General features: G+C 63.0%; 27 protein-coding genes and 1 riboswitch. Of the genes, 12 read left to right on the top strand and 15 right to left on the bottom strand.

Annotated features, from left to right (window positions below):
- The first annotated feature begins 10 nt into the window (after positions 1-10).
- Entirely contained in the window at positions 11-724 is a 714-nt protein-coding gene (gene pyrF / locus PHAMO_RS14260; protein WP_002730317.1) for an orotidine-5'-phosphate decarboxylase, read from the top strand.
- A 167-nt stretch (positions 725-891) separates the two neighbouring features.
- Here the strand turns inward: pyrF and PHAMO_RS14255 are convergent, their stop codons facing one another.
- The 8 genes from PHAMO_RS14255 to PHAMO_RS14220 all read right to left on the bottom strand — a co-directional run bounded on the left by PHAMO_RS14255 (position 892) and on the right by PHAMO_RS14220 (position 6,562).
- Positions 892-1,344: a GNAT family N-acetyltransferase gene (locus PHAMO_RS14255; protein ID WP_002730316.1), complete on the bottom strand. Its 453-nt coding sequence runs from the start codon at positions 1,342-1,344 to the stop codon at positions 892-894.
- 24 nt (positions 1,345-1,368) lie between these two features.
- On the bottom strand, positions 1,369-1,902 hold the full coding sequence (locus PHAMO_RS14250; protein WP_002730314.1) for a F0F1 ATP synthase subunit B family protein: 534 nt from the start codon (positions 1,900-1,902) through the stop codon (positions 1,369-1,371).
- Complete coding sequence (locus PHAMO_RS14245; protein WP_002730313.1) at positions 1,899-2,393, bottom strand: F0F1 ATP synthase subunit B family protein; 495 nt, start codon at positions 2,391-2,393, stop codon at positions 1,899-1,901. Before PHAMO_RS14245 ends, PHAMO_RS14250 begins: the two co-directional genes overlap by 4 nt.
- Positions 2,394-2,514: 121 nt before the next feature.
- Positions 2,515-2,739 carry an ATP synthase subunit C gene (locus tag PHAMO_RS14240; RefSeq protein WP_002730311.1) on the bottom strand — a complete coding sequence of 75 codons (225 nt, stop codon included), beginning with the start codon at positions 2,737-2,739 and terminating at the stop codon, positions 2,515-2,517.
- A 54-nt stretch (positions 2,740-2,793) separates the two neighbouring features.
- Entirely contained in the window at positions 2,794-3,537 is a 744-nt protein-coding gene (locus PHAMO_RS14235) for a F0F1 ATP synthase subunit A (protein WP_002730310.1), read from the bottom strand.
- A 12-nt stretch (positions 3,538-3,549) separates the two neighbouring features.
- Positions 3,550-3,903 carry an AtpZ/AtpI family protein gene (locus tag PHAMO_RS14230; protein ID WP_002730309.1) on the bottom strand — a complete coding sequence of 118 codons (354 nt, stop codon included), beginning with the start codon at positions 3,901-3,903 and terminating at the stop codon, positions 3,550-3,552.
- 284 nt (positions 3,904-4,187) lie between these two features.
- Positions 4,188-4,886, bottom strand: a complete 699-nt coding sequence (locus PHAMO_RS14225; protein WP_040567375.1) for a DUF2076 domain-containing protein — start codon at positions 4,884-4,886, stop codon at positions 4,188-4,190.
- An 89-nt stretch (positions 4,887-4,975) separates the two neighbouring features.
- Positions 4,976-6,562 carry a peptide chain release factor 3 gene (locus PHAMO_RS14220; protein WP_002730306.1) on the bottom strand — a complete coding sequence of 529 codons (1,587 nt, stop codon included), beginning with the start codon at positions 6,560-6,562 and terminating at the stop codon, positions 4,976-4,978.
- Between the two features lie 60 nt (positions 6,563-6,622).
- Here PHAMO_RS14220 and PHAMO_RS14215 point away from each other — a divergent pair, with 60 nt between their 5' ends.
- Positions 6,623-6,820 carry a hypothetical protein gene (locus PHAMO_RS14215; RefSeq protein ID WP_002730304.1) on the top strand — a complete coding sequence of 66 codons (198 nt, stop codon included), beginning with the start codon at positions 6,623-6,625 and terminating at the stop codon, positions 6,818-6,820.
- 33 nt (positions 6,821-6,853) lie between these two features.
- Here the strand turns inward: PHAMO_RS14215 and ychF are convergent, their stop codons facing one another.
- The 4 genes from ychF to PHAMO_RS14195 all read right to left on the bottom strand — a co-directional run bounded on the left by ychF (position 6,854) and on the right by PHAMO_RS14195 (position 10,101).
- Positions 6,854-7,957, bottom strand: coding sequence for a redox-regulated ATPase YchF (gene ychF / locus PHAMO_RS14210; protein ID WP_002730300.1), 1,104 nt, complete (start codon positions 7,955-7,957; stop codon positions 6,854-6,856).
- A 6-nt stretch (positions 7,958-7,963) separates the two neighbouring features.
- Positions 7,964-8,680 (bottom strand): aminoacyl-tRNA hydrolase, encoded by a 717-nt coding sequence (gene pth, locus PHAMO_RS14205; RefSeq protein ID WP_002730299.1) that lies wholly within the window; start codon positions 8,678-8,680, stop codon positions 7,964-7,966.
- A gap of 1 nt (position 8,681) precedes the next feature.
- The gene (locus tag PHAMO_RS14200) at positions 8,682-9,302 is read right to left on the bottom strand and encodes a 50S ribosomal protein L25/general stress protein Ctc (protein WP_002730297.1); all 621 of its coding nucleotides are present in this window, start codon (positions 9,300-9,302) and stop codon (positions 8,682-8,684) included.
- A 100-nt stretch (positions 9,303-9,402) separates the two neighbouring features.
- Entirely contained in the window at positions 9,403-10,101 is a 699-nt protein-coding gene (locus PHAMO_RS14195) for a cytochrome b/b6 domain-containing protein (protein ID WP_002730296.1), read from the bottom strand.
- Positions 10,102-10,257: 156 nt separating this feature from the next.
- Here PHAMO_RS14195 and PHAMO_RS14190 point away from each other — a divergent pair, with 156 nt between their 5' ends.
- From PHAMO_RS14190 to PHAMO_RS14170, 5 genes are all read left to right on the top strand, one after another.
- A complete protein-coding gene (locus PHAMO_RS14190; RefSeq protein ID WP_040567373.1) occupies positions 10,258-11,187 on the top strand; it encodes a LysM peptidoglycan-binding domain-containing protein in 930 nt (309 codons plus the stop codon).
- A gap of 142 nt (positions 11,188-11,329) precedes the next feature.
- A complete protein-coding gene (locus tag PHAMO_RS18645; protein ID WP_002730293.1) occupies positions 11,330-12,214 on the top strand; it encodes a phosphatidylserine decarboxylase in 885 nt (294 codons plus the stop codon).
- The gene (gene pssA / locus PHAMO_RS14180) at positions 12,214-13,017 is read left to right on the top strand and encodes a CDP-diacylglycerol--serine O-phosphatidyltransferase (protein ID WP_002730292.1); all 804 of its coding nucleotides are present in this window, start codon (positions 12,214-12,216) and stop codon (positions 13,015-13,017) included. Before PHAMO_RS18645 ends, pssA begins: the two co-directional genes overlap by 1 nt.
- Positions 13,018-13,245: 228 nt before the next feature.
- Complete coding sequence (locus PHAMO_RS14175) at positions 13,246-14,298, top strand: OmpA family protein (RefSeq protein WP_002730290.1); 1,053 nt, start codon at positions 13,246-13,248, stop codon at positions 14,296-14,298.
- A gap of 97 nt (positions 14,299-14,395) precedes the next feature.
- The gene (locus tag PHAMO_RS14170; protein WP_002730288.1) at positions 14,396-14,932 is read left to right on the top strand and encodes an invasion associated locus B family protein; all 537 of its coding nucleotides are present in this window, start codon (positions 14,396-14,398) and stop codon (positions 14,930-14,932) included.
- A gap of 81 nt (positions 14,933-15,013) precedes the next feature.
- Here PHAMO_RS14170 and thiC read toward each other — a convergent pair whose 3' ends face one another.
- The 3 genes from thiC to PHAMO_RS14155 form a co-directional block, all read right to left on the bottom strand.
- On the bottom strand, positions 15,014-16,849 hold the full coding sequence (thiC, locus tag PHAMO_RS14165; protein WP_002730287.1) for a phosphomethylpyrimidine synthase ThiC: 1,836 nt from the start codon (positions 16,847-16,849) through the stop codon (positions 15,014-15,016).
- A 52-nt stretch (positions 16,850-16,901) separates the two neighbouring features.
- Positions 16,902-17,015, bottom strand: a riboswitch (TPP riboswitch).
- Positions 17,016-17,086: 71 nt separating this feature from the next.
- On the bottom strand, positions 17,087-18,775 hold the full coding sequence (locus tag PHAMO_RS20320) for a methyl-accepting chemotaxis protein (protein WP_002730286.1): 1,689 nt from the start codon (positions 18,773-18,775) through the stop codon (positions 17,087-17,089).
- A 255-nt stretch (positions 18,776-19,030) separates the two neighbouring features.
- Positions 19,031-19,585 carry a regulatory protein RecX gene (locus PHAMO_RS14155; protein WP_002730284.1) on the bottom strand — a complete coding sequence of 185 codons (555 nt, stop codon included), beginning with the start codon at positions 19,583-19,585 and terminating at the stop codon, positions 19,031-19,033.
- 15 nt (positions 19,586-19,600) lie between these two features.
- On the opposite strand from PHAMO_RS14155, the gene PHAMO_RS14150 reads away from it, so the two are divergent.
- From PHAMO_RS14150 to PHAMO_RS14130, 5 genes are all read left to right on the top strand, one after another.
- Complete coding sequence (locus PHAMO_RS14150) at positions 19,601-20,416, top strand: ABC transporter permease (RefSeq protein ID WP_002730283.1); 816 nt, start codon at positions 19,601-19,603, stop codon at positions 20,414-20,416.
- Positions 20,417-20,577: 161 nt separating this feature from the next.
- Positions 20,578-21,756 carry an aspartate aminotransferase family protein gene (locus PHAMO_RS14145; protein WP_002730281.1) on the top strand — a complete coding sequence of 393 codons (1,179 nt, stop codon included), beginning with the start codon at positions 20,578-20,580 and terminating at the stop codon, positions 21,754-21,756.
- A complete protein-coding gene (argF, locus tag PHAMO_RS14140) occupies positions 21,753-22,670 on the top strand; it encodes an ornithine carbamoyltransferase (RefSeq protein WP_002730280.1) in 918 nt (305 codons plus the stop codon). Before PHAMO_RS14145 ends, argF begins: the two co-directional genes overlap by 4 nt.
- The gene (gene hslO / locus PHAMO_RS14135) at positions 22,667-23,599 is read left to right on the top strand and encodes an Hsp33 family molecular chaperone HslO (protein ID WP_002730279.1); all 933 of its coding nucleotides are present in this window, start codon (positions 22,667-22,669) and stop codon (positions 23,597-23,599) included. The genes argF and hslO overlap by 4 nt, the downstream gene beginning before the upstream one ends.
- A gap of 63 nt (positions 23,600-23,662) precedes the next feature.
- On the top strand, positions 23,663-24,262 hold the full coding sequence (locus tag PHAMO_RS14130) for a hypothetical protein (protein ID WP_002730277.1): 600 nt from the start codon (positions 23,663-23,665) through the stop codon (positions 24,260-24,262).
- Positions 24,263-24,276: the final 14 nt, after the last annotated feature.

Here is a 24,276-nt window from a genome sequence, read left to right as displayed (position 1 = left end):
GAGTATTGACATGACTGCCGCCAATCCCGTTTTCGTCGCCCTCGACACCACCGAGCCCGACTCCGCCACCGCTTTGGCCCGAACCCTGGCCGGACAGGTTGGCGGGCTGAAGATCGGACTGGAATATTTCACCGCCAACGGCTCTCACGGTCTCTCCGCGATTCGGGAGACGGGCCTGCCGCTGTTCCTTGATCTCAAGCTGCACGACATCCCCAACACCGTTGCCGCCGCGATGCGCTCGGTGGCCCGTCTTGGGGTCTCGATCACCACTCTGCACGCCTCGGGCGGCGCAGAGATGATCCGCGCCGCCGCCGATGCCGGGCGTGACAGCGCCGCCAAGCAGGGAATTGCCCCTCCCAAGGTGATCGCGGTGACGGTCCTGACCAGCCTTGATCAGGCCGCTGCCGAAGCGGTCGGCTTCTGCGGTTCCGTCGCCGATCAGGTCCGGCGACTGGCCCGCCTCGCCCAGGACAACGGTGCCGATGGTATTGTCTGCTCTCCTCTGGAGATCGCAGCGGTCCGGGCCGAATGCGGTCCCGATTTCACCCTGGTCGTACCGGGAATTCGCCCCGCCTGGAGCGAAACGGGCGATCAGAAGCGGGTGCTGACCCCTGCTGAAGCCCGTGATCGCGGCGCTGATATCCTGGTCATCGGCCGCCCCATCACCGCCGCAGCCGATCCCGCCATCGCGGCCGGGCGCATCCTCGCCGAACTCGGGCTGTAAGCTCCTGGGCCTGTGCCGACGAGTAGCGCCGCTTCTTCTCCAAGACATCCAACGCACAAAAGAACAGGGCGGCCTATTTGGTAGGCCGCCCTATTGTAGTGTCTTTCCGTTTGGTCTGGTGGGGGTGTGTACACCAATTCTCGATCTGACCCCTTGGCCGGTTCGTCTCAGACGTAAGCGAGAGACCGCTTCAGATAGATCATATCGACCAGCTGAACGCCGTTTTCGAAGATCGGATGGTCGTAATGGTCGAGAAAAAAATTGGCGACACGGTGAGACGGTTCAAAACCATGATGCCGGTAGAAAGGTACAGTCTGAGGACTGTCCCCGGTCCCAACCAACATCCACCGCCCCCGTGCGGTATGGTGCGCCACCACATGTTCCAGCAGCGCACCACCATAGCCCCGACGCTGTGAGTCCGGCGCAGTGGCGAGATTCTTGACCTCGAAAATCCCCTCGCCCTCGTCGGTAACAACGCAGATACTTTTCGTCCCGAAATCGTCAAGGACGAATAACGTCCCCCGGTCGAGATAGCGGTCGATCATTGATTCCTGCTCGTCACCGAGCAACAGCAGATCGAGAAAACGCTTCTTATCCGACCTGACGATCCGGATTTCCATCCGCCCTCGCCTACACTGCCTTACTTAGTGCAGTTTCGCCGGCAAGGTACGGATCGACTGATCGACCAGCTTGGCGCGCTGCCCAGCCGACAGGCTTTCGCCGATCACCTTGGTGGCAGCACCAATAGCAATATCGACCGCGGTGTGCTGAACTTCCTTCAGCGCCTGAGCCTCGGCCTGGGCGATACGATCCAGCGCCATCTGCTCACGCCGCTTCATCTGGACTTCCAGATCGCGGGCGGCCTGATGGGCCAAACGCTCGGCCTCGGCCTTAGCGTGAGCGATGATTTCCTCGGCCTCACGCATCGCGTCACGCTGCTTGCGCTGATAGGTGGCGAGCAGTTCCTGAGCTTCCTCGCGCAGACGATGGGCCTCGTCGATCCGGCCTTTGATCTTGGCCGAACGGGCGTCGAGGGCGGCGGCAATGGCACGAGCCACCGGACGCCAAGCCAAGCCGATCACCAGCAGGAAGGCGACGTTGACCCAAAAATGAGCCTCGGTATAGAACGGACCGGCGTGTGCGGCGGCCTCGGTCGCGGCATAAGCGGTAGAGATCATCGGCCCTGCTCCTCGAAAGCGGCGGTCACCGAAGCTTCCAGCTTGGCCGGTTCGGCCGCTTGACCGACCAAACGCTCAACCACCGAAGCGGCGACGTCGATGGCAACGGCGCGGACATTGGCCAGGGCCTGAGCCTTGGCGGCGGCAATACGCTGCTCGCCGGACTTGATGAGAGCGGCAAGGCGCGTGGCCTGGGCGCGATTGCGTTCGTCCGCCTCGCGGGCGAGACGGTCGGCAGCTTCGCGAATGACTTTCTGAGCCTGAGCTCGGGACTCGGCCAGCGCCTTTTCATAGGCGGCCACAGCGGCGTCGGCTTCAGCCTTCAACTGCGCGGCTTTGTCGAGATTGTCGTCGATCCTGCGCTGACGCTCGTCAAGAACGGCGCCGATCTTGGGCAGGGCCACCAGGGCCATCAACGCATAGAGCGCGATGAAGGTGAGCAACAGCCAGAATAGCTGCGGCGTGAACAATGCCGGGTCGAACTGGGGCATCCCGGAAGCTCCTGGAGAATGAGGGACGAGCGAGCTTTTTCTCCCCCCCGAAGACGGGGTGGGCCGCGACCGAGAAGTTCCCGCGCGGCGCCGTTCCCGTCCTCCGAGGAGAACCGCCGTCCTACTTGAAGAGGATCATCAGCGAAATGACCAGGGCGAACAGCGCGATGGCTTCGGTCACCGCGAAACCGATCCAAGCGTAAAGCTCGACGTTAGACTTGGCCGACGGGTTGCGGCCGACAGTGGCGATCAGGGACGACCAAACCGAGCCGACGCCGACACCAGAACCGATCACACCGATAGCGGCCAGACCAGCACCGATCACTTTCGCAGATTCGTAATCCATGTTCCTCAAGCTCCTTCAAGGACAGAAAATCAAGCCTCGGACCCGCCGCCGGCTTTAATGCATGTGGATGGCATCGTGCAGATAAATGCAGGTCAGCACGGTGAAGACATACGCCTGCAAGAGGGCGATACCGATTTCCAGCACCGTCACCGCCGACAGGAAGGCGAAGGGAAGAACGCCCGGCAGAATATACATCGACCCCAGAGTGACGACGAAGCCACCCAGAATCTTCAAGATGATGTGCCCGGCGGTCATGTTCGCGAACAGTCGGACCGACAGGCTGATCGGACGCGACAGATACGAGATGATTTCGATCGGAACCAGCACGATGGCGGTCACCAGCGGCGCCCCTTCCGGGAAGAACATCCGCAGGAAGTGGAAACCGTGACGCCAGAAGCCGATCACCGTCACGCCAACGAACACCACCGCCGCAAGGGCGAAGGTAACGATGATGTGACTGGTGTAGGTGAAGCCGATCGCAGGGATCGGCAACAGACCCAGGACGTTGCCGAACAGCACGAACATGAACAGGCTGAAGACGAAGGGGAAATAACGCCGCCCTTCGGACCCGACATTATCGCGCAGCATTCCGGCGATGAATTCGTAGAAGATTTCCGCCAGCGACTGCCAACGGCCCGGAACCAGGGCGCGCGAGCGGACCGACAGCGTCAGGAACAGGGTGGTCAGACAGACCGCCAGAACCATCATCGCCGCAGAGTTCGTGAACGAGATGTCCACACCCGCGACCTTGAGGGGAACCAACGGCAGGATCTTGAACTGTTCGATTGGATTAGCCACTGCACGCCTCTTTCAATGGTCCTGCGCCTGTCCGGCGCGCCGTTGCGCCTGGCCGAAACCGACCGTCTGATCCAGGCCGCGCATGACGCGGAGAACATTCATGACACCGGCCGCCCCTCCGATAAAGAGGAACAGCAGCATCAGCCAGGGACCGGTCTTCAGCCACAGGTCGAGAACCCAGCCAAGCCCAACCCCAAGCACCAGCCCGGCAACGAGTTCGATGCCGATGCGAAAGCCCAGCCCCATGCTGGTGGGGCCGCCCTTGCGCTCCGCCTCCCGTCCGGAATCTTCTTCCTCCCGTTTCCGCGCCTCGCGCAGACGGGACTCGAATTCCTCCAGGGACGGGGTCGTCTCGGGGTCAGCCATGCCGTAATCCTCGAAAAGCCCCCATTGGCCCGACGGTGCCAAAAGCGCGGGCACCATAAGGGGTAGGCCCACCCGTGTCAAGGCCGGAAACCAATCCAGCTAACAGGCTGTAATATCTGCCTTAATTCGTTTCGATTCGGTGACGGTTTAGGGAAATGGCGGGTGGGGGCACGGGACCATTCCAACCCTAAGGGGTGGCGCTTCGCCTTCGCCACGCCGCCGATCCGGTTCTTCAGCCGGATGGACGTGGTGGGCGGGACCACTCCCACCCACCCATCACAGGATTAGTAAGAACTGTCGTCGAAGCCACCGTCGAAACCATCGGCCGTGTAATCGCCGCCAGCATCATAGCCGCCAGTGTCGGCAACCTGGGTGTCGTAGGACACCGGGGCGGCGGCGGCGGGATCTGCGGCGGGCGGCACATTGGGAGCCGCGGCCGCAGCGGCGTGACTGCCGCCGAACATGCTCGAAAGTCCTTGGGCCAGCATGACACCGCCCGCGACACCAACAGCGGTTCCGGCCGCCGTGCGCAGGAAGCTGCCGCCAGCCGATGGAGCACCGCCGCCCCATGGGCTTGACTGGGGGGGCTGGGGATACGCGGGCTGACCACCGCCAAAGCCGGGAGGAGGAGCCGGAGCATAGCCCGGAGCCGGGGCAGCGGGGGTTTGCGGCACGCGAGAGCGGCCCCACGGATTGATGCCGGAGAACAGACCGCCGGACGCGGGCTGTTGTGCGGGTTGAGCGGTCCGGGCCTGAGCCTGGGCCTCGGCCAACTGGCGCTGAAGCTCGGCGATCCGGGCGTCGGCCTCGTTGAGAGCCTGCTCCTGCACCACCACCGCCTGGACCAACTGATAGGGGGCGTCGGGAATCTGTCGAATCGAGGCGAGGATAAGAGCCTCGGCTTCCGAGTCCTTGGGAGAGCCAGCCAGACGCGCCAAACGGTCAAAGACGCTCTGGATCAAGGATCGTTCCTGGGGAGTCATGGTCATTGCCTTCCGGGGGTTACGATAAACCGCATCCTATCTGGGGGGCAAATCGCCCCCCGTCCAGTGTCGTCCGTGTCCAATTTCCGTTAATGCTGTTCACGGGTCGCGGTAAAGCGAACGGTTTCGAAATCCTGCTGGGCGCGGGTCAATTGCCACGAATTCCGGGCAAGATAGACCAGCCCGCCGTCGCGATCCTCGGCCATATTGGACTTATTGGCATCGATGAAACGCCGCATCGTCGCGTCGTCGTCGCAGGCGACCCAGCGGGCAGTAACGAACGGTGCCTCCTCGAACCCGGCCTTGATCGAATATTCGCTTTCGATCCGGGTCGAGAGCACATCGAACTGCAACGGCCCGACCACGCCGACGATCCAGGTCGAACCGTCTTGCGGCTTGAATACCTGGCTGACGCCCTCTTCGGCCAGATCCTCCAGCGCCTTTTTCAACTGCTTGGCCTTCATCGGATCGTCGAGCCGAACCCGACGCAGCACTTCGGGGGCAAAGGTCGGGATACCGAGGAAATTCAGATCCTCGCTTTCCGACAGCGTATCGCCGATCCGCAACTGGCCGTGATTGGGAATGCCCATGATGTCGCCGGGATAGGCTTCCTCGGCCAGTTCCCGGTCGCGGGCAAGGAAGAACACCGGATTGACCAGGGCCATCGCCTTGCCGGTACGGATGTGACGCAGCTTCATGCCACGCCGGAACGTACCCGAACAAATACGGAAAAAGGCGATGCGGTCGCGGTGATTGGGGTCCATGTTGGCCTGGACCTTGAAAACAAAGCCGGTGACCTTGGCCTCGTCCGGCTCGACGGTACGGCTGACCGCCTTGCGCGCCATTGGTGCCGGCGACAGCCGTCCGATTCCGCGCAGCAATTCAGCGACGCCGAAGGTCTTCAGCGCGCTGCCGAAAAACACCGGAGTCTGGTGACCGGCGCGGAACGCATCGATATCGAACTCAGGGAAACCGGCGCGGACCAGCTCGACTTCTTCCCGCAGTTTCTCTGCCGCCGCCGCACCGACCACACGGTCGAGTTCCGGCGAATCCAGGCTGGCGTCCAGGCCGATTTCGGCGATGTGATCGCCGCGCCCCGGATCGAACAGGATCACCCGGTCACGGGTCAGATCGTAGACGCCCTTCAGATCGCGCCCCATCCCGATCGGCCAAGTCACCGGCGAGACGTCGAGCGCCAGGGTCTTTTCGATCTCGTCGAGCAGATCGAAGGTCTCACGGCCTTCGCGATCGACCTTGTTGATAAAGGTGACGATCGGGACGTCGCGCAGACGACAGACCTCGAACAGCTTGCGGGTCTGGGTCTCGATGCCCTTCGCCGCGTCCAATACCATGATCGCCGAATCCACCGCCGTCAGGGTGCGATAGGTATCCTCGGAAAAGTCCTCGTGGCCCGGCGTGTCGAGCAGGTTGAAGGTCAGCCCTTCATGCTCGAACGTCATCACCGAAGCCGACACCGAGATCCCGCGTTCTTTTTCGATCGCCATCCAGTCCGAGCGGGTGCGGCGCTGCTCTCCGCGCGCGCGCACGGCTCCGGCCATCTGGATCGCTCCGCCGAACAGCAACAGCTTTTCCGTCAGCGTGGTTTTACCCGCATCGGGGTGGGAGATGATGGCGAAGGTGCGCCGAAGCGCGATATGATCGGACAGCGAGCTCATGGTCCTGGGTTTTCGTCGGAACCGGTGTGAGAATCAAGAAAATAGCAAAGGAGCCTGTCGGTGCGCATCGACATCCCCCTTGATCTGGCCCAACGCCTCTACATCGCTGCCCGCGCTTTGGGCCGCAAACCCGAGGAATGCGCCCTGTCCGCGATCCAGACCTTCGTCACCGATTGTGAAGAGGCGTCGGCTCTGCGGACTCAGCTTGGCGGCAGTGGCGATTACGTCGTCCGCATCCAGGATTACGGGATTGATTGAGGACGGGATAGCCCCGCCCCCAATCCATCGCGCTCAGACGTTGAACAGGAAGTGGAAAATGTCGCCATCCTGAACGACGTATTCCTTGCCCTCCAGCCGCATCTTGCCCGCTTCCTTTGACCCGGCTTCGCCGCCGCAGGCGATGAAATCGTCAAAGGCGATGGTCTCGGCACGGATAAAGCCACGTTCGAAATCGGTATGGATGACACCGGCTGCATTGGGAGCCTTGGCCCCTTTCTGTACCGTCCAGGCGCGGGCTTCCTTGGGGCCGACGGTGAAGAAGGTGACGAGGTGCAGCAACTCGTACCCGGCCCGGATCACGCGGGTCAGCCCGGTTTCGCCCAGCCCAAGGGTCTCCAGGAACTCGGCGCGCTCTTCGTCCGATCCGATCTGGGCGATCTCGGCTTCGATCGCGGCCGAGATCACAACGTGACTGTTGCCCTCGGCGGCGGCAAAGGCGGCGACCTTGGCCGAAAATTCATTGCCGCTGGCGGCGCTGGCCTCATCGACGTTACAGACGTAAAGAACCGGCTTGGTGGTCATCAGGCCGAGAGTCCGCACGATGCGCCGCTCGTCTTCGCCATCGAAGCACACGGTGCGAGCGGGCTTGCCCTCGCGCAACGCGGCCAGCAAGGGAGCCATCACCTCGACCTGGGCCTTGGCATCCTTGTCGTTGTTCTTGGCCTTCTTCTCCAGCGGAATGAAGCGGCGCTCCAGAGAATCCAGGTCGGCCAGCATCAGTTCGGTCTCGATCGTCTCGGCATCGCGAACCGGATCGACATTGCCCTCGACATGGGTGATGTCGCCATCCTCAAAGCAACGCAGAACGTGGACGATCGCATCGACCTCGCGGATATTAGCCAGGAACTGGTTGCCCAACCCTTCGCCCTTGCTGGCTCCGCGCACCAGACCGGCGATATCGACGAATTCGAGCTGGGTCGGAATTTCCTTTTGGCTTTTGGCGATCGCGACCAACTGGTCAAGCCGGGGATCGGGCACGGCAACGCGGCCGACATTGGGTTCGATGGTGCAGAACGGGTAATTCGCCGCCTGAGCCGCCGCGGTCTGGGTCAGCGCGTTGAACAGGGTGCTCTTGCCGACGTTAGGCAGGCCGACGATGCCGCAATTGAAGCCCATGGGGGTCTAATCCTTCGTGGAGGGTTTGGTCATCGCCGCACGCAGCGCCTCGGCGAGGGCGCCGCCGGGAGGCGGGAGCGGTTCGGACGACGAAGCGGCGGCCACATTCCCCGGCGGGAGCGCGGGCGTGGACGGCCGTACCGTCTTGGGCTTCGGCGGCTGGGTTAACAGGCTGACGCGGTTCATGAACCCAGCGTCGTCACCGCCCAGCAGCAACGGAACGGATTCGGCCACGGCGTCAAGCAGCGACGGCAGCCAGCTTTCGTCGGCCTTGGCGAAATCGGACAACACATAGCCTGCCACCCGATCCTTGTCGCCGGGATGGCCGATGCCAAGCCGGACCCGTCGATAATCCTTGCCGAGATGGGAATCGATGCTTTTTAGGCCGTTATGGCCACCGGCGCCGCCACCGGTCTTGACCCGCAATCGGCCGGGCGGCAGGTCAAGCTCGTCATGCAGCACGACGATATCGGACAGAGGAATCTTAAGGAAGCGAGCCGCCGCGGCCACCGATTGGCCGGACAGATTCATGAAGGTGGCGGGTTTCAACGCCAAAACCTTCTCGCCGCCGATGCTTCCCTCGGCGGTCTCGCCCTGAAAGCGCGACCGCCAAGGTCCGAAGGAATGGCGGCGGGCCAGAAGGTCCGCCGCCATGAAGCCGATATTATGCCGATTCCTGGCGTAGTCCGGGCCGGGATTGCCCAGTCCCACCAGCAACAGCATGTCAGCCGGCAGCGGCCGGAGCCGCCGCTTCGCCCTCGGCCGTGCTCGGAGCAACGGTCGGAGCGGAGATCGAGATCACGGTGACCTCGGGCGACAGGTGATAGGGCTTCACCCCGGCGGGGAGGGCGATGTCCTTCAGATGGACCGAGTGGCCGATCTCAAGAGCAGAGATATCGATGGTCAGGCCATGCGGAATCGCATCGGGGCTGCAAACCAGCTCGATTTCGTGCAACTCGATATTGACGACGCCGCCCTTCTTGACGCCCGGAGAGCTAAGCTCGTTGGCGACGTGGACCGGCACCTTGACGTGAATGGCATGGTCGGCCGACACGCGCAGGAAATCGACGTGGACCGGCTGATCGGTAACCGGGTGGAACTGGACGTCGCGGGCCAGGGCGCGCTCACGCGAACCGTTGCCGAGGTCGATGTCGAACAACTGGGTGAAAAAGCCGGGCTTGTTCAACTGGGCCCACAGGACGCGCGGGTCGAGCTGGATCAGAACGGCAGCCTGCTTTTCGCCGTAAACGACACCGGGCACCTTACCGGTGCGGCGAACGGCACGGGCGGCCCCCTTTCCGCTCCGATCGCGCGGTTCGGCGACGATAGAGATCGCATCAGACATGGATTTACTCCTGACAGGACAAAAGGCGCGGCCTCCAGGGGTGCCGCGCTGAAAGAGGGTCGTTTACACCTCTTGACCCGGCCTTGGCAAGACCTGAGGGTTATTTCCCCCAGATCGCCAGACCGCCGTAGACCACCAACGCAGCCAAGATCAGCAGTCCCACCGCCTTTTGCCCGCTGGCGAAAGGCTCCTTGGGCGCACGAGCGGCGGTTTCGGTGTCCAGATCGGCATCGCCGCCGATCATCGGGGTGATGAGATCCTCGCCCTTGCCAAAGCGATAGTAGAGAATCGCGCAGATGTGCAGCCCGGCCAGCCCCAGCAGCAACCAGCCGACTTGCCGGTGCAGCGAGGACAGCGATTTGACCGTCCCGCTCGACACCGCCCAGGCCAACGGCCCATCGGTGGCGATATCGTCGGTGGAGAACAAGCCGGTCACCGACTGAAGCAACAACAACCCGATCAGAACGGTAACGCTCCAGCCGCCGAACGGATTATGACCGATACCCGACCAGACCCCGGAAGCCTTACCCCCGCGGAGATAAGCGAAAACCGCTCCCGGCCCACGGACAAAACCGGAAAAGCGAGCGGTGGGACTGCCGCCGACGCCCCAGGCCAAGCGGAACAGCAACAGGGTGAGAATCAACGCCCCGGCGCTGATATGGAGGCCAAGCGTTCCGTTATACCCACTGATCCAAAGCACGGCGAACAGGGCGGCGAGCGACCAATGGAACAGCCGCACCGGCAAATCCCAGACCTGGACCCGTTTGGTGGGACCGGCGGAGGAATCGGTTTCGGACATCGGAACACTCCTTAAATTCCATTGGGGGTCGTATAAGGTAGTACCGACTCGGAGCCTTTTCCAGTCTAGGAAAGTCCGAAGGTGTTGCATGGCCGTGACAGCGAGAGAGGGAACTGATAGGCTTTGCCTCGTTTTGCCATAGCCGTCGAGGCCCCTTTGACCCGGCCAACCCTAGTCGCTCTCTTCGGACTCGCCGTCGCGATCGTCGCGGCGTTGCTGGCGTTCCAGCACGAGCGCGAAGAGGCCGCTCCGACGGTGCCCACTCCGACGACCGCCCCCACCGCCGCCCCCATTCCCGACGCCCGACGGCCCAGCTTCGACGTTGTTCGCATCGGCACAGAGGGCAATTCGGTCATCGCCGGCCGCGCCCAGCCCGGAGCGCAGGTCATCATCCTTGACGGCGGAACCGAATTGGGGCGGGTCATCGCCGATCCACGCGGCGAATGGGTGTTCGTGCCCGCCAAGGCGATGCCGCCGGGAGGACGCGAATTGCGGCTTCGGGCGGTCAATCCCGATGGCGAGGTTCTGGAATCCGGCGATCCGGTGGTCCTGGTGGTGCCCGAGCGCGGCACAGGTTCTGCGCTGGCACTGAAGACCGCCCCGACCGGAGGCACCACGTTGCTGCAAGGGCCGGTCGGGTTGACCGATGGAGCGCTATCGCTCGATCTGGTCGATCACGATGACAAGGGGCGTCTGTTCATATCGGGCAAGGCTCCGACGGGCAGCCGAATCCATCTCTATATCGACGACCGCTTCATCGGTCGTGCCGAGGCCGATGCCGATGGTGGCTGGCGGATCGCCGGATCGAGACCGACAGGCGACAGCCATCTGCTGCGGGCGGATCTGGTCGATGCCAAGGGCAAGGTGCTGGCCCGGATCGAGACACCCTGGACCCCAGGCACGCCGCTGGCTCGCCCCGGTGCCGGTGAGGTGGTGGTTTCTCCGGGCACGTCGCTGTGGCGGATAGCGCGGCGCGTCTATGGCGAGGGGATCGCCTATACTGCGGTCTTCACCGCCAACCGTGACCGCATCAGCAATCCCGACCTGATTTACCCCGGACAGGTCTTTATTCTTCCCCAACGATGAATTCCATTTTCCGTCGGACCCGAGCGGGGGCAATCCCCCTGTGATTCGTAGTGTTTTCGGGGTGAAAAGCCTCGGGCGCGGCGGTATATAGGGGCAATGTCCCGGCTGTATTAAAGCCGGGCCCATGATCCGGAGGGTGTAAATGCAGACCCAGGGCTTATCTACTCTAACTAAGTATCTATCGTTCCCCATTAATCGCGCCGGATGGCCGTTCGTCGCCGTCGTGGCGGTGGCCGCCTATATTCTTGGCCACATTTGGGGTTTGTTGGGTTGGCTCGGTTTCTTCGCCACCCTTTGGACCGTGTGGTTCTTCCGAGACCCGAAGCGCGTCACTCCAACCCGTGACGGCCTGATCGTCGGTGCCACCGACGGCACCGTCAGCGCGGTTGACAGCGCCGTTCCCCCGGCCGAGCTTGGCCTGGGCAGCGCCCCCTTGCCGCGCATCTCCATTCTGCGCAGCCTTGCCGCGGTCCAGATCGCCCGCATCCCGACCGATGCAACCGTGTCCAAGGCCGTGTTCACCGAAGGTCAGTTCCATTTGGTGTCGCAGCCCGAGGCCGAGACCGAGAATACCCGCGCCAGCTACGTGCTCGATCGCGCCAACGGGGCCAAGATCGCGGTGGTGCAATATGCCGGAGCCGTGGCCCGCGACGTCGCATTCGACCTGACCGAGGGGCAGAAGGTTGCCGCTGGCGAACGTTTCGGCGTGCTCCGCCTCAACGTCGAGCCGATCAAGCAACTGGGCAACAAGCTCTATCGCCGCGTCTTCAAGGGCGAGAAAATCCAGATCTGCACCTCGTCGTTCAAGGCATGCGATCTGAAGATGTGCAGCCTCAAAGCCTGCCTGACCGGCAAGGGAACCGACTCGGCGTGCCATTGCCGCAGCCATCTCCACAGCCGGATCGATCTCTACCTGCCCGCGGGCAGTGTCGCCCTGGTGGCCGCCGGTCAGTCGATCGTCGCCGGTGAGACCGTGGTTGCTGACCTCGCCTCGACCGAGGCGGCGCGTCCGTTCGAGACTCGCTGATGATTTTCCGTCGCAAGCGCCAGCCCCGCATTCCCGGCCTTTCGGTAAAGCGGCTCATCCCCAACGTCATGACGTTGCTGGCGCTTTGCGCCGGGTTGACATCGATCCGGTTCGCGGTTCACGGCCTGTGGCGGGAAGCGGTCGTCGCCACCGTTCTGGCCGCGATCCTCGACGGACTGGACGGTCGGGTCGCCCGGCTTCTCCATGGCACCTCGAAATTCGGAGCCGAACTCGATTCGCTGTCGGATTTCGTCAGCTTCGGGGTTGCCCCGGCGATGGTGCTGTATTTCTGGACGATGCGCGACGCCGGAGGATTCGGCTGGGCATTGGTGTTGCTGTTCTCGGTCTGCTGCGCGCTGCGACTGGCCCGCTTCAACACCATGATCGGCGAACCCGACCTTCCGCCTTACGCATCGAATTTCTTCACCGGCGTTCCGGCCCCGGCCGCCGCCGGTCTGGTTCTCTTGCCGCTGATCCTGACCATTCAGTTCGGATCCGGCTTCTTCGACAAGCCGATCATCGTTGCGGTCTTCCTGTTGGGCGTCTCGTTCCTGATGGTCAGCCAGCTTCCGACCTTCTCGTTCAAGAAGGTCCGGGTTCCGCATAAATGGGTGCTGCCGATCCTTTTATTCGTCGGACTGGCGGCCGCTTTTCTGGTTACGGAACCGTGGCTAACCCTGTCGGTGTTGGGGGGCCTGTATCTGGCGACCATCCCGATGGCTCTCAGTGCGCTTCATCGGCTGAAGGCGCAGGCCGAGACCGCAGCAATCGCGCCCGAGACGGAAAGTCCGTCAGGGTCCTGATCCGGTAAGAACCCGATCGGAATAGGCGATTGTACCGATATTTTCCCTGCCGCGATTATCGCGGCAGGGTATGGGTACTTTCCGCACACTGTTGCTTATTGGCAACGCTCGCCAAGGAACCGCTCCTAACGACAGGACGGTTCCTTGCCGCCTTTCCCAACGCACGGTATAACCGGGGGAATAGCCGTCCGCTAATGCGGCCTCTTTATTTCGGGAAGGTTACCCCAAATGCGAAACCTTAAGATTCTGCTCGCCGCGGCTGCGGTCTCTGTGACGATGCCCACCTTGGCCCATGCTCAGTGGTATGTCGGCGTCGATGCCGGTGCCAGCCATCTTGAGGACAACCGGATGAAGGCCCTTGGCCAGAGTGCCAAGGAGAAGTCGGACATCGGCTGGCTGGCCCAGGGTCAGGTCGGTTACGCGTTCGGCCCGTGGAAGGTCGAAGGCGAACTGAGCTATCGCGACAACTCCCTGAACAAAATTGACACGCCCCGCGGCAGCATAAATGTGGATGGCAACACCGCCGTCCTGGCCACGATGGCCAACGGTATCTACGAATTCCTGCCCGATTCGCGCTGGCATCCGTTCCTCGGTGCCGGTATCGGTGTCGCCAACATCGATGCGGGTAAGATCAAGGTCGATGGCCAGAACATCTACAAGGGCAATGATTGGCAGTTCGCCTATCAGGGCTTTGCCGGTGTCGGGTACGACGTGACCCGCAATGTCGAGTTGAAGGCGCAGTATCGCTACTTCGCTACCCTCGACTACGACACCAAGGTCATCGCGAACGGCACTAAGATCGACAACGAGTATCGCGATCACGCCCTGCTGGTCGGCTTCACCTACAAGTTTAACAACCCGGCCCCGGCTCCGATTCCGGTGGCGGCTCCCGCTCCGGTGGCGGCTCCCGCTCCGGCCCCGACTCCGGTTCCCGTCAAGCCGGTCGCGGCGAAGCGTAACTTCATCGTGTTCTTCGACTTCGATAAGGCCGTGATCACCCCCGAAGCCGCCCGCATCATCCAGCAGGCTGCCGGGACCTCCAAGAGCACCACGATCACCCGTATCGACCTGACCGGCCACACCGATCTGTCCGGCAGCGAGCGTTACAACCAGGCTCTGTCGATCAAGCGCGGCAATGCCGTGAAGGCCGAACTGGTGAAGCTCGGCATCCCGGCCGCCCAGATCGACGTCGTCGGCAAGGGCAAGTCGGAGCCGCTGGTCGCCACTCCCGATGGCGTCCGCGAGCCGCAGAACCGTCGTGTCGAGATCGTCCTCCCGTAATTTCGGGGTTTGGTACGACACTATCGAGAGGGCCCCGCCGCGAGGCTGGGCCCTTTTTCGATTCTTGTTCGGGTATCAACATCATGACGAGGATTCCATGACGTTCCGCCTTGCTGTCGCCGCCCTGGCCGCACTCTTTGCCTTCCACAGCCCGGCCGTCGCCGCCAACACCGCAGCCGCCGCAGATGCCACCAAGCGGCTTGGAAAATTCGGAACCTGGGAATCTTTCACTTATGGCGATGGTGCCGCCAAAACCTGCTATCTGGCCGCCGCTGCGGGCAAAGTTGTCGGTGGCGAGAAGGGAAAAACCACCACCTATTTGATCGTTACCCACCGTCCCGGCTCCAAGGGCCAGGACGAGATCAGCCTGAACGGCACCTACGGCTTCAAAAAAGATTCAGAGGTCGAGTTTCAGATCGGCGCGACGAAATTCGCCCTGTTCACACGGGGCGACCGCGCCTGGGCACGCGATGCCGCCACCGACAAAGCGATCATCGCTTCGATGCGCAAGGGCAAGGACGCCAGCCTTCGCGCCATCCCCGCCAAGGGGGCCAATCTGTCCGCCACGGTCGCCCTCAGCGGCTTCAGCGATGCCTTGGCCGCCGCAGACAAAGCTTGTGGCATCAAGCGCTAAAGTCACGTTTTGAGGGCAAATGCCCACAAAAAAGAACGGGGATATGGGGCATAAGCGCCCCACATCCCCGTTTCCGTTTGATCACTCCGCCGCCGGTTTATCGGTCTTATAAATCTCGGCACCTTCGGCGAGGAACTTCTCGCTCATGCTGTTCATCCCGGCTTCCGCCTCGGCATTGGCGGCGTCGCGGACTTCCTGGCTGATCTTCATCGAGCAGAATTTCGGGCCGCACATTGAACAAAAGTGAGCCAGCTTCGCCCCGTCCGCGGGGAGATGCTGGTCGTGGAAGTCCTGAGCCTTTTCCGGGTCGAGCGACAGATGGAACTGGTCCTTCCAGCGGAACTCGAAACGGGCCCGCGACAAAGCGTCATCGCGCAACCGGGCGGCGGGATGTCCCTTGGCCAGATCGGCGGCGTGGGCGGCCAGCTTGTAGGTCACGACGCCCTCGCGAACATCCTGGCGGTCGGGCAGCCCCAAATGCTCCTTTGGCGTGACGTAACACAGCATCGCGGTACCGAACCAACCGATCATCGCCGCGCCAATGGCGCTGGTGATGTGGTCATAGCCGGGGGCGATATCGGTGACCAGCGGCCCAAGCGTGTAGAACGGCGCTTCGCCACACAGGGCCAGTTGCTTCTCGACATTGACCTTGATCTTGTGCATCGGCACATGGCCCGGACCTTCGATCATCACCTGGGCATCCAGCGCCCAAGCACGATGCGTCAGTTCGCCCAGCGTTTCCAGTTCGGCGAACTGAGCGGCGTCGTTGCCGTCGGCGATCGAACCGGGACGCAGCCCATCACCCAGCGAAATGCCGACGTCATACGCGGTCAACAGCTCGCACAACTCATCGAAATGGGTGTAGAGGAAATTCTCGCGATGATGCGCCAGACACCACTTCGCCATGATCGAGCCGCCCCGGCTGACGATCCCGGTCACCCGCTTTGCCGTCAAGGGAATATGGGCCAAACGTAGACCGGCATGGACGGTGACGTAATCGACCCCCTGTTCGGCCTGTTCGATCAGGGTATCGCGGAAGATCTCCCAGGTTAGGTCTTCTGCCTTGCCGTCAACCTTCTCCAGTGCCTGATAGATCGGCACGGTCCCGATCGGCACCGGGCTGTTGCGAATGATCCATTCGCGGGTCGCGTGGATGTGCCGCCCGGTCGAAAGGTCCATCACGGTATCGGCGCCCCAGCGGATCGCCCACACCATCTTCTCGACCTCTTCCTCGACCGAGGACGCCACGGCGGAATTGCCGATATTCGCGTTGATCTTGGTCAGGAAATTCCGGCCGATGATCATCGGCTCGGCTTCGGGATGGTTGAGGTTCGCAGGCAGGATGGCACGGCCGCGCGCGATTTCAGAGCGGACGAACTCGGGGGTAATAATTTCGGGGAGTTCAGCCCCGAACGTTTCGCCATCGCGCGGGCCGCTGTCGATTGCGTCAGCCCGGCGCAGATTCTCACGGATCGCGACATATTCCATTTCAGGGGTAACGATCCCGGCGCGAGCATAGGCCAGCTGAGTCGGGCGGCATCCCGGCTTGGCCCGCAACGGCAGGCGCCCACCACGGTCGAATACCGGAACGCCGATGCTTTCGCCCGGCTTCAGTCCGTCATCCTCGGGACGGTGCGGACGACCGGGATAGGTCTCGACATCGCCGCGTTCGGCGATCCACGCTGCACGCAGCGGCTGCAATCCTCGGGTGATATCGACGCTGACCGCCGGATCGGTATAAGGCCCGGAACAGTCATACAGACGAACCGGAGGTTCCGCCGCGCTGGGGGCCAGATCGATCTCGCGCATCGCGACCCGCAGGTCGGAACGCGATCCCTCGACATGAATTTTGCGGGACCCCGGCAAGGGGCCGGTGGTAACCCGGGGAGAGACCGGGGGAACAGCTTGGTCGGACATCCTCGCCTCTTTCCTGTAACGGATGTTGCGGATCGGGCGGCGAAGTGGGGAGGATGGCGGTGATTCCGATCCCTTCGCCGGCATGACCCGGATCAGGTTCCAAGGGTCGCCGGCGCATGTGCCGACCTCTCAGCCCCCTAAGCGTGGGGCTCCCCTTCGGTCTGTTGGTGAAGAGTGACGGGCGCGCCGGGCGAAAGTCAAGCCCGGCGCTTACCCTGGGGGAATCACCCGATCGGATCAGGCGCGGATGCCGTCGAGGAAACGGGCGACCGCCTGACGGAGCGTTGCGGAATCGCCCGCCAGATGACCGGCCTGATTACGGACGTCCTGAGCCGATTGCCCCGCCGCCGAGACCGCCGTCGCGACCCGGCCGACAGTCTGAGTGACAATGCCTGTTCCGGTCGCTGCCTGCTGGGTATTACGGCTGATTTCCTGGGTCGCGGCCCCCTGCTGCTCGACCGCGGAAGCAATCGCCGCACCGATCCGGCTGATTTCCTCAATGGTGCGGGCAATCCCGCTGATCGCCGCCACCGCCTCGCGGGTTGCGCCCTGAACGCCCGAGACTTGTTGAGCGATCTCGTCGGTGGCCCGTCCGGTCTGGTTGGCAAGATGCTTGACCTCACCCGCGACGACGGCGAAGCCCTTGCCCGCCTCCCCTGCCCGCGCCGCCTCGATAGTGGCATTCAAGGCTAGAAGGTTGGTCTGCGCCGCGATATCGTTAATCAGGTTGACGACATCGCCAATTTTCTGCGCCGCCTCGGACAGGCCGCGCACGATGCCATCGGTATGGCGGGCGGCCTCGACAGCAGCATTCGAAATCGCCGCGGATTGATTGACCTGACGCGAGATTTCCGTGATCGAGGAACTGAGTTCCTCGGTCGCGGCGGCGACGGTCTGGACGTTGGCCGAAGCTTCCTCGGTCGCGGCGGCAACGGTATCGGACTGACGCGCCGCATCGTCGGTGACCTTGGCCATGCTTTCGGCCGTCGAACTGAGACGCCCCGCCGCCGCCGATACATCTTCGACCACCCGATTGACGGATTTTTCAAACTCTTCGGCCAGAGACAGCAGCAGGCTGCGACGTGCGGCCTCGGCCTGACGCTGGGAATCTTCCTGAGCCTGGGTCAGGCGGCGGACCTCGACGGCGTTGTCCTTAAAGACCTGCACCGCCGCCTGCATTTCACCGATTTCGGCCCCCTGATCCCGCGAGATATCGACGGACAGATCGCCCCCGGCCAAACGCCGCATTTCGGTAGTCAGTCGGCGCAACGGCCGGGCAATCGCACGCCCGATCAACGCGGCAAGCAGGATCAGCAGCGCCAGTTCGACCACTGCCCGCGCTCCTTCGCGCAAGGTCAGCGCCCGCAGCGTCGCGGCGATGTCATCGGTATAGACCCCGGTACCGATGGCCCAGCCCCATTCCGGCACGCCCTTGACAAAAGACACTTTCGGCTCGGGTGTGCTGGATCCGGATTTGGGCCAGTGATACTCGACCGCCCCCTCTCCCTTTTCACGAACCACCTTGATCGTTTCGGCGATGAAAGCGACGCCGTTGACGTCCTTCAGGCCAATCAGGTTCTTGCCGACCAAGCCGTCATTGGAGGGTTGCAGTTGCACCACCCCGTCCAAACTGACGATGAAGACATACTCGGTTCCGGCGTAGCGCAGATCGTGAATCGCCGCCTTGGCCGCATCCTGCGCCGCCTCGGTGGTCAGTTCCCCCTTGGCGGCACGTGCGGCAAAGCTGGCGGCGATCGAATGCGCCGCCTCCACCGCCGTCTTCACCCGGTCGAGGCGTGCGCTGTGCACCATCTCGGAAAATTGCCGCAGGCTGCCGACCAGATCGAAAAGCGTGATAACGACGGCAACGATAACGATCAGTCCAAGACGGACATAGATCGGCATCCGACGCAATTCGATCGCCATCAATCAAGCCCCCCAAGCACCAAAGCGTTCCGATAGGGTAAATGTTCTAATGGTGACACCTACCACACTCTGCCACTTTTGTAAGCGCAGATATGCGCGAGATCAAACATTAGACACCACAAATACTTGACGCCATGCGATGAATACAATTTTATCAATAATTGCGGGAAACGGATCGACCTCCGCCAAACGCTTCACGGCATAGACAGCCGGAAGACAAGCCTCGCTCCATCGACGACCAGGCGGCGGACGAACTCAGCCGGTCTCGCTCCCGTCGTCCGGCTCCGCCCCATCGCCATCGATCACGGCGCGGGCGACTTCCCACGAGAACCCGGCGCGGCCCAGCGAGGCAAGATCGCGGGTTCGATAATCGGCACGGACTTCAGATAAACGGAATGGACCCAGGCGGCGGCGGCGAGCCAGGGCCAGAGCGGCGGCGCGGTCGGAATCAGGGCCAAGCTCGGTCAAAGCGGCGGCGACGGTTTCCGCCTCGACGCCCTTGGCTGATAGAGTGGCACGGATGGCACGCAGCGAACCGCCGCGCCGCGCCAGTCCGCGCACCTTGATGTCGGCATAGACGGCATCATCGAGATAACCGAGGCCGGTCAGACGAAGCAGCACCGCATCGACGACGGCTTCGGCCTCGGCCGGTTCGCCGCCCCAATGGGCCAGCGAGCGGCGCACCTTGGTCATCAGCACCCGGCGCAGGTTGGCCCTGGACGAAGCGAAGCGTTCAAGATAATGCATCGCTGCATTCTCGATGTAGGATGCGGTGATCTGGGGCGGAACCCGCCCGGCCCTGCCGGTCATGGAGATGATCCTAACATGAATAACGACCCGACGCGCGGCCTGCCGCCCTGCCCCCGCCGTTACGGCGCGGTCAACTGGCTGGGCACCTGGACCCTGTTCATGAAGGAGGTTCGCCGCTTCCTCAAGGTCCATTTCCAGACGATCACCGCGCCGGTGGTGACGACCCTGCTGTTCCTCGCCGTGTTCACCCTGGCCCTGGGACCGGTGGCGGCTCGGGTCGGCGGAGTCGATTTTACCGAATTCCTCGCCCCCGGCCTGGTGATGATGGCGATGGTGCAAAATTCCTTCGCCAACACCTCGTCCTCGCTGATCATCGCCAAGGTTCAGGGCAACATCGTCGATATGCTGATGCCGCCGCTGACCGGGGCCGAGATGACCGTGGCAATCGCGGCAGGCGGCGTTGCTCGCGGATTGGCGGTCGGGCTGGTCGTCGCCCTGACGATGGCCTTGTTCGTGCCAATGCACATCCATTCGCCTGGGCTGATCGTCTTCCACGCGGTGATGGGTTCGCTGATGCTGTCGTTGCTGGGGATGATCGGCGGCATCTGGGCCGACAAATTCGACCACATGGCGGCGGTAACCAACTTCGTCGTGACACCGCTGTCGTTCCTGTCCGGCACGTTCTACTCGATCGAACGGCTACCTGAGCATTTTCACGCCTTCGCCCTCGCCAATCCGTTCTTCTATATGATTGACGGCTTCCGCGCCGGTTTCATCGGCCATTCCGACGGATCGCTGGCCGTGGGGATCGCAGTGGTGACGCTGACCGATCTGGTACTCGGCCTCGTCACCTGGAAGATGCTCGACAGCGGTTACAAGCTGCGGAGTTAGCAACACAGAAAATCGACAGGTAAACGGCGCCATCCTAGTCACAATGATTGACAGAACGCCAATTCGCGTCGATAGTCTGCCGCTTTCCATGAGCGCGCCGGATATTCCGCTCTCGCAGCGGTGATACCGGCATTGCGGAAGGAGCGTTCCGGAGAGCTGCCATGGTTGCTGTCGTTCTGCCGACCTATGCGCGGGCCGATCTCGCCTTTGACCGGGGCGAAGGGGCCTATTTGTATTCCACCGATGGACGTCGTTATCTCGACTTCGCAGCCGGAGTCGCGGTTAACGCACTCGGGCACTGTCATCCGCGACTGGTCGCGGCGCTGACCGCGCAGGCGGGAAAGCTGTGGCATTGCTCGAACCTATACCGCGTGCCGGGACAGGAACAGGTTGCCACCCGACTGATCGAGGCGAGCTTCGCCGACACCGTCTTTTTCTGCAATTCCGGCGCCGAGGCGATGGAATGCTGTATCAAGACGGCACGGCGTTATCACCATGTCGGCGGCCATCCCGAACGCTATCGGATCATCTGTGCCGAGGGGGCCTTTCACGGCCGCACCCTGGCCACCATCGCCGCGGGCGGCCAGAAAAAGCATCTGGACGGCTTTGCTCCGATCGTGGATGGATTTGACCACGTTCCCTTTGGCAATCTCAATGCGTTACGGGCCGCCATCACCGCTGAAACAGCGGCGATCCTGGTCGAGCCGGTCCTGGGCGAAGGTGGCATTATTCCGGCGGAACCGGACTATCTCCGCCGCCTGCGCGAGACCGCTGACGAATTCGGACTCCTGCTGATTTTCGATGAGGTTCAGACCGGCATCGGCCGCTCGGGCAAGCTGTTCGCCCATGAATGGTCCGGGATCACACCCGACATCATGGGAATCGCCAAGGGTCTGGGCGGCGGGTTCCCGGTCGGAGCCTGTCTGGTCACCGAACAGGCGGCGCGCGGCATGACCCCCGGCACCCACGGCTCGACCTTCGGCGGCAATCCGCTGGCGATGTCGGTGGCCGAAACGGTGTTGGACATGGTGCTGGAGCCCGGTTTCCTGACCGAGGTCGAGCGGATCGCCCAGGTGTTGCGCCGCGAGATCGAGACGGTTGCCGCCCGCTTCCCGACCCTGATCGAAGACGTGCGTGGCCTGGGGCTGATGCTGGGGATCAAACCCCGCTTCCCCAATACCGAACTGATTGCGCGGTTGCGCGACAACGGCATGCTGGCCGTCGGTGCTGGCGACAACGTGGTGCGGCTGGTGCCGCCGCTGATTATCCGTGAGGCCGAAGTCGCTTTGGCGGCCGACATCCTCTCCCGCACTCTGAGCGAGGTGGTGGCCCCCTCATGACGTCCCAGACCACGGCTGGCGGCCCCCGCCATTTTCTCGACCTTGATCGTTTCGATTCCCAAACCTTGCGTCAGCTCGTCGATCTCGGCAAGGCGTACAAGGCCGGACGCACGATTAACCGCCCGCTGGCAGGAAAACTGCTGGCGATGATCTTCGAGAAGCCCTCGACCCGCACCCGTGTTTCGTTCGAGGCCGGAATGAAGCAGTTGGGCGGCGATGTCATCGTGCTGACTCGGGGCGATACCCAATTGGGGCGCGGCGAAACCGTTGCCGATACCGCACGGGTGCTGTCGCGCTTCGTCGATGCGATCATGATCCGCACCGACAGTCCGGCCAAGCTGGACGATCTGGTCAGCTACGCCACCGTGCCGGTCATCAACGGCCTGACCGACGAGTCCCATCCCTGTCAGGTGATGGCCGACGTGATGACCTATGAAGAGCATCGCGGCAGTCTGGCCGGAAAAGTGGTTGCCTGGATCGGCGACGGCAACAACGTCGCCGCCAGTTGGATTCACGCCAGTGCACATTTCGGCGCGACCATCCGCCTCGCCTGCCCCGACTCGCTGATGCCTGCCGACAAGGCGGTATCGTGGGCGCGCGAACGCGGCGGCCGGGTCGATCTGATGACCGACCCCGCCCAGGCGGCGGCTGGTGCCGATCTGATCGTGACCGATACCTGGCTGTCGATGGGATGCCGCGACGACGACCGTTCCAAGATCCTCGCCCCCTATCAGGTCAATGAGGCGCTGATGGACCGCGCCGCGCCCGACGCCCTGTTCATGCATTGCCTGCCCGCCCATCGCGGCGAGGAAGTCACCGATGCGGTGATGGATGGCCCCCGTTCGGTGGTCTGGGACGAGGCCGAAAACCGCATGCACGTTCAGAAGGCTATTCTGACGTGGTGTCTGGCATGACCGGCTCGGCCGCCGCATCGACGGCGACCGCCGATATGGTTCTGCCGTTCACGATCGAGGACGGTCTGGTGCGTGGTCGGCTGGTCCGGCTGGGAACAGCGCTCGACTCGATTCTTGATCCGCGTCACAATTACCCGCCAGCGGTCGCGACTCTGCTAGCCGAGGTCTGCGCACTGGCCGCTGCTCTGGCGGCGATGCTGAAATACGAAGGCGTGTTCACCCTTCAGGTTCAGGGCGATGGCCCGGTTCCGCTCGTGGTCGCCGACGTCACCAGCGAAGGTCGGCTCCGCGCAATGGCCCGGTTCGACGCCGCCCGGCTGACGAACAGTGACGGCACCGCCCCGGTACGGGCCTTGCTGGGCAAAGGTCATCTGGCCTTCACCGTCGATCAGGGAGCGGGAACCGAACGCTATCAAGGGATCGTCGCGTTGGAAGGCGAGACCCTGGCCGATGCGGTCGGCACCTATTTCCGCCAGTCCGAACAGCTCGATACCGCCTTCTCCACCGCAGTCCGCCCGCCCGCCGATGGTCTTGGCTGGGGCGCTCAGGCGGTGATGATCCAGCGCCTGCCGCCCGGATCGGGGCGGGCACCGATCTTGCTGGCCGAAGAGGCCGAGGAAAGCTGGCGTCGCGCCGAAATTCTGCTCGGCAGCCTGACGGTGGCCGAACTGCAAGACCCCACGCTGATGCCCGAGCATCTGCTGTACCGGCTCTACCATGCCGAATCGCTGTGTCTGTTCGATCCGCGCAGTCTGGTTGCCGGATGCCGCTGTTCACGCGAGCGGGTGGTCGAGACGCTGGCTTCGCTGCCCGCCGACGAACTGCCGTCCCTGGCCGATGCCGAAGGCCGGGTAACGGTGACCTGCGAATTCTGTCGCACTGATCACGTTATTCCGCTGACAGAATTGGTCCCCGCCGTCTCGCCTTGACGCGGGCGAGCCAGCCGCCGACAATGTCCTTCGGACGTCCTCCAGCCTAAGGGAACCCTCGCGATGCGCGCAAGGCACCTTCGTCTGGCGGTGGCTCTTGCCGCCGCCCTGGCAGCTACCGCCTGCCAGAACGCTCCGCCGGTACAAAAACTGCCGCCGATCAGCTTCGCCGACCGTCAACCTTTCCGCCTTGACGTCGCTGAACTGGAAATCCTGTCCGATTACCAGCCACCCGGACGGCTGCCCAATATCGAACACCTGATGCCGGTATCGCCCGGCTCGGCGATCGAACGCTGGGCTCAGGATCGGCTGCGGCCGATGGGGCAGCGCGGCAGCGGCTCGGCACGAGTGGTGATCCGTGATGCCCGCGTTGTCGAAGTTCCGCTCAGGACCGACACCAGCCTTTCCGGCGCGTTCAAGAAAGAACAGGAACTGCGCTACGACGCCACCCTTCAGGTTGCGGTCGAAATCCTCGACGCCCGTCATATGACCGTCGCCGACGTTGTTGCCACCGCCCAGCGGTCGCGGACCATTCCCGAGGGATTGACCGTCAACGAACGCGATCGCATTCAGTACGAAATCACCGATGGGCTGGCCCGCGATATCGATCGGCAGATGGAACAGCTGATCCGCAATTATCTCGGCCGCTGGCTGATTCGATAGCGAATCGCGAGATC

It is taken from the genome of Magnetospirillum molischianum DSM 120 (assembly GCF_000294655.1).
GTDB lineage: Bacteria > Pseudomonadota > Alphaproteobacteria > Rhodospirillales > Magnetospirillaceae > Phaeospirillum > Phaeospirillum molischianum.
This window is presented reverse-complemented; position numbering and strand designations above follow the sequence as displayed.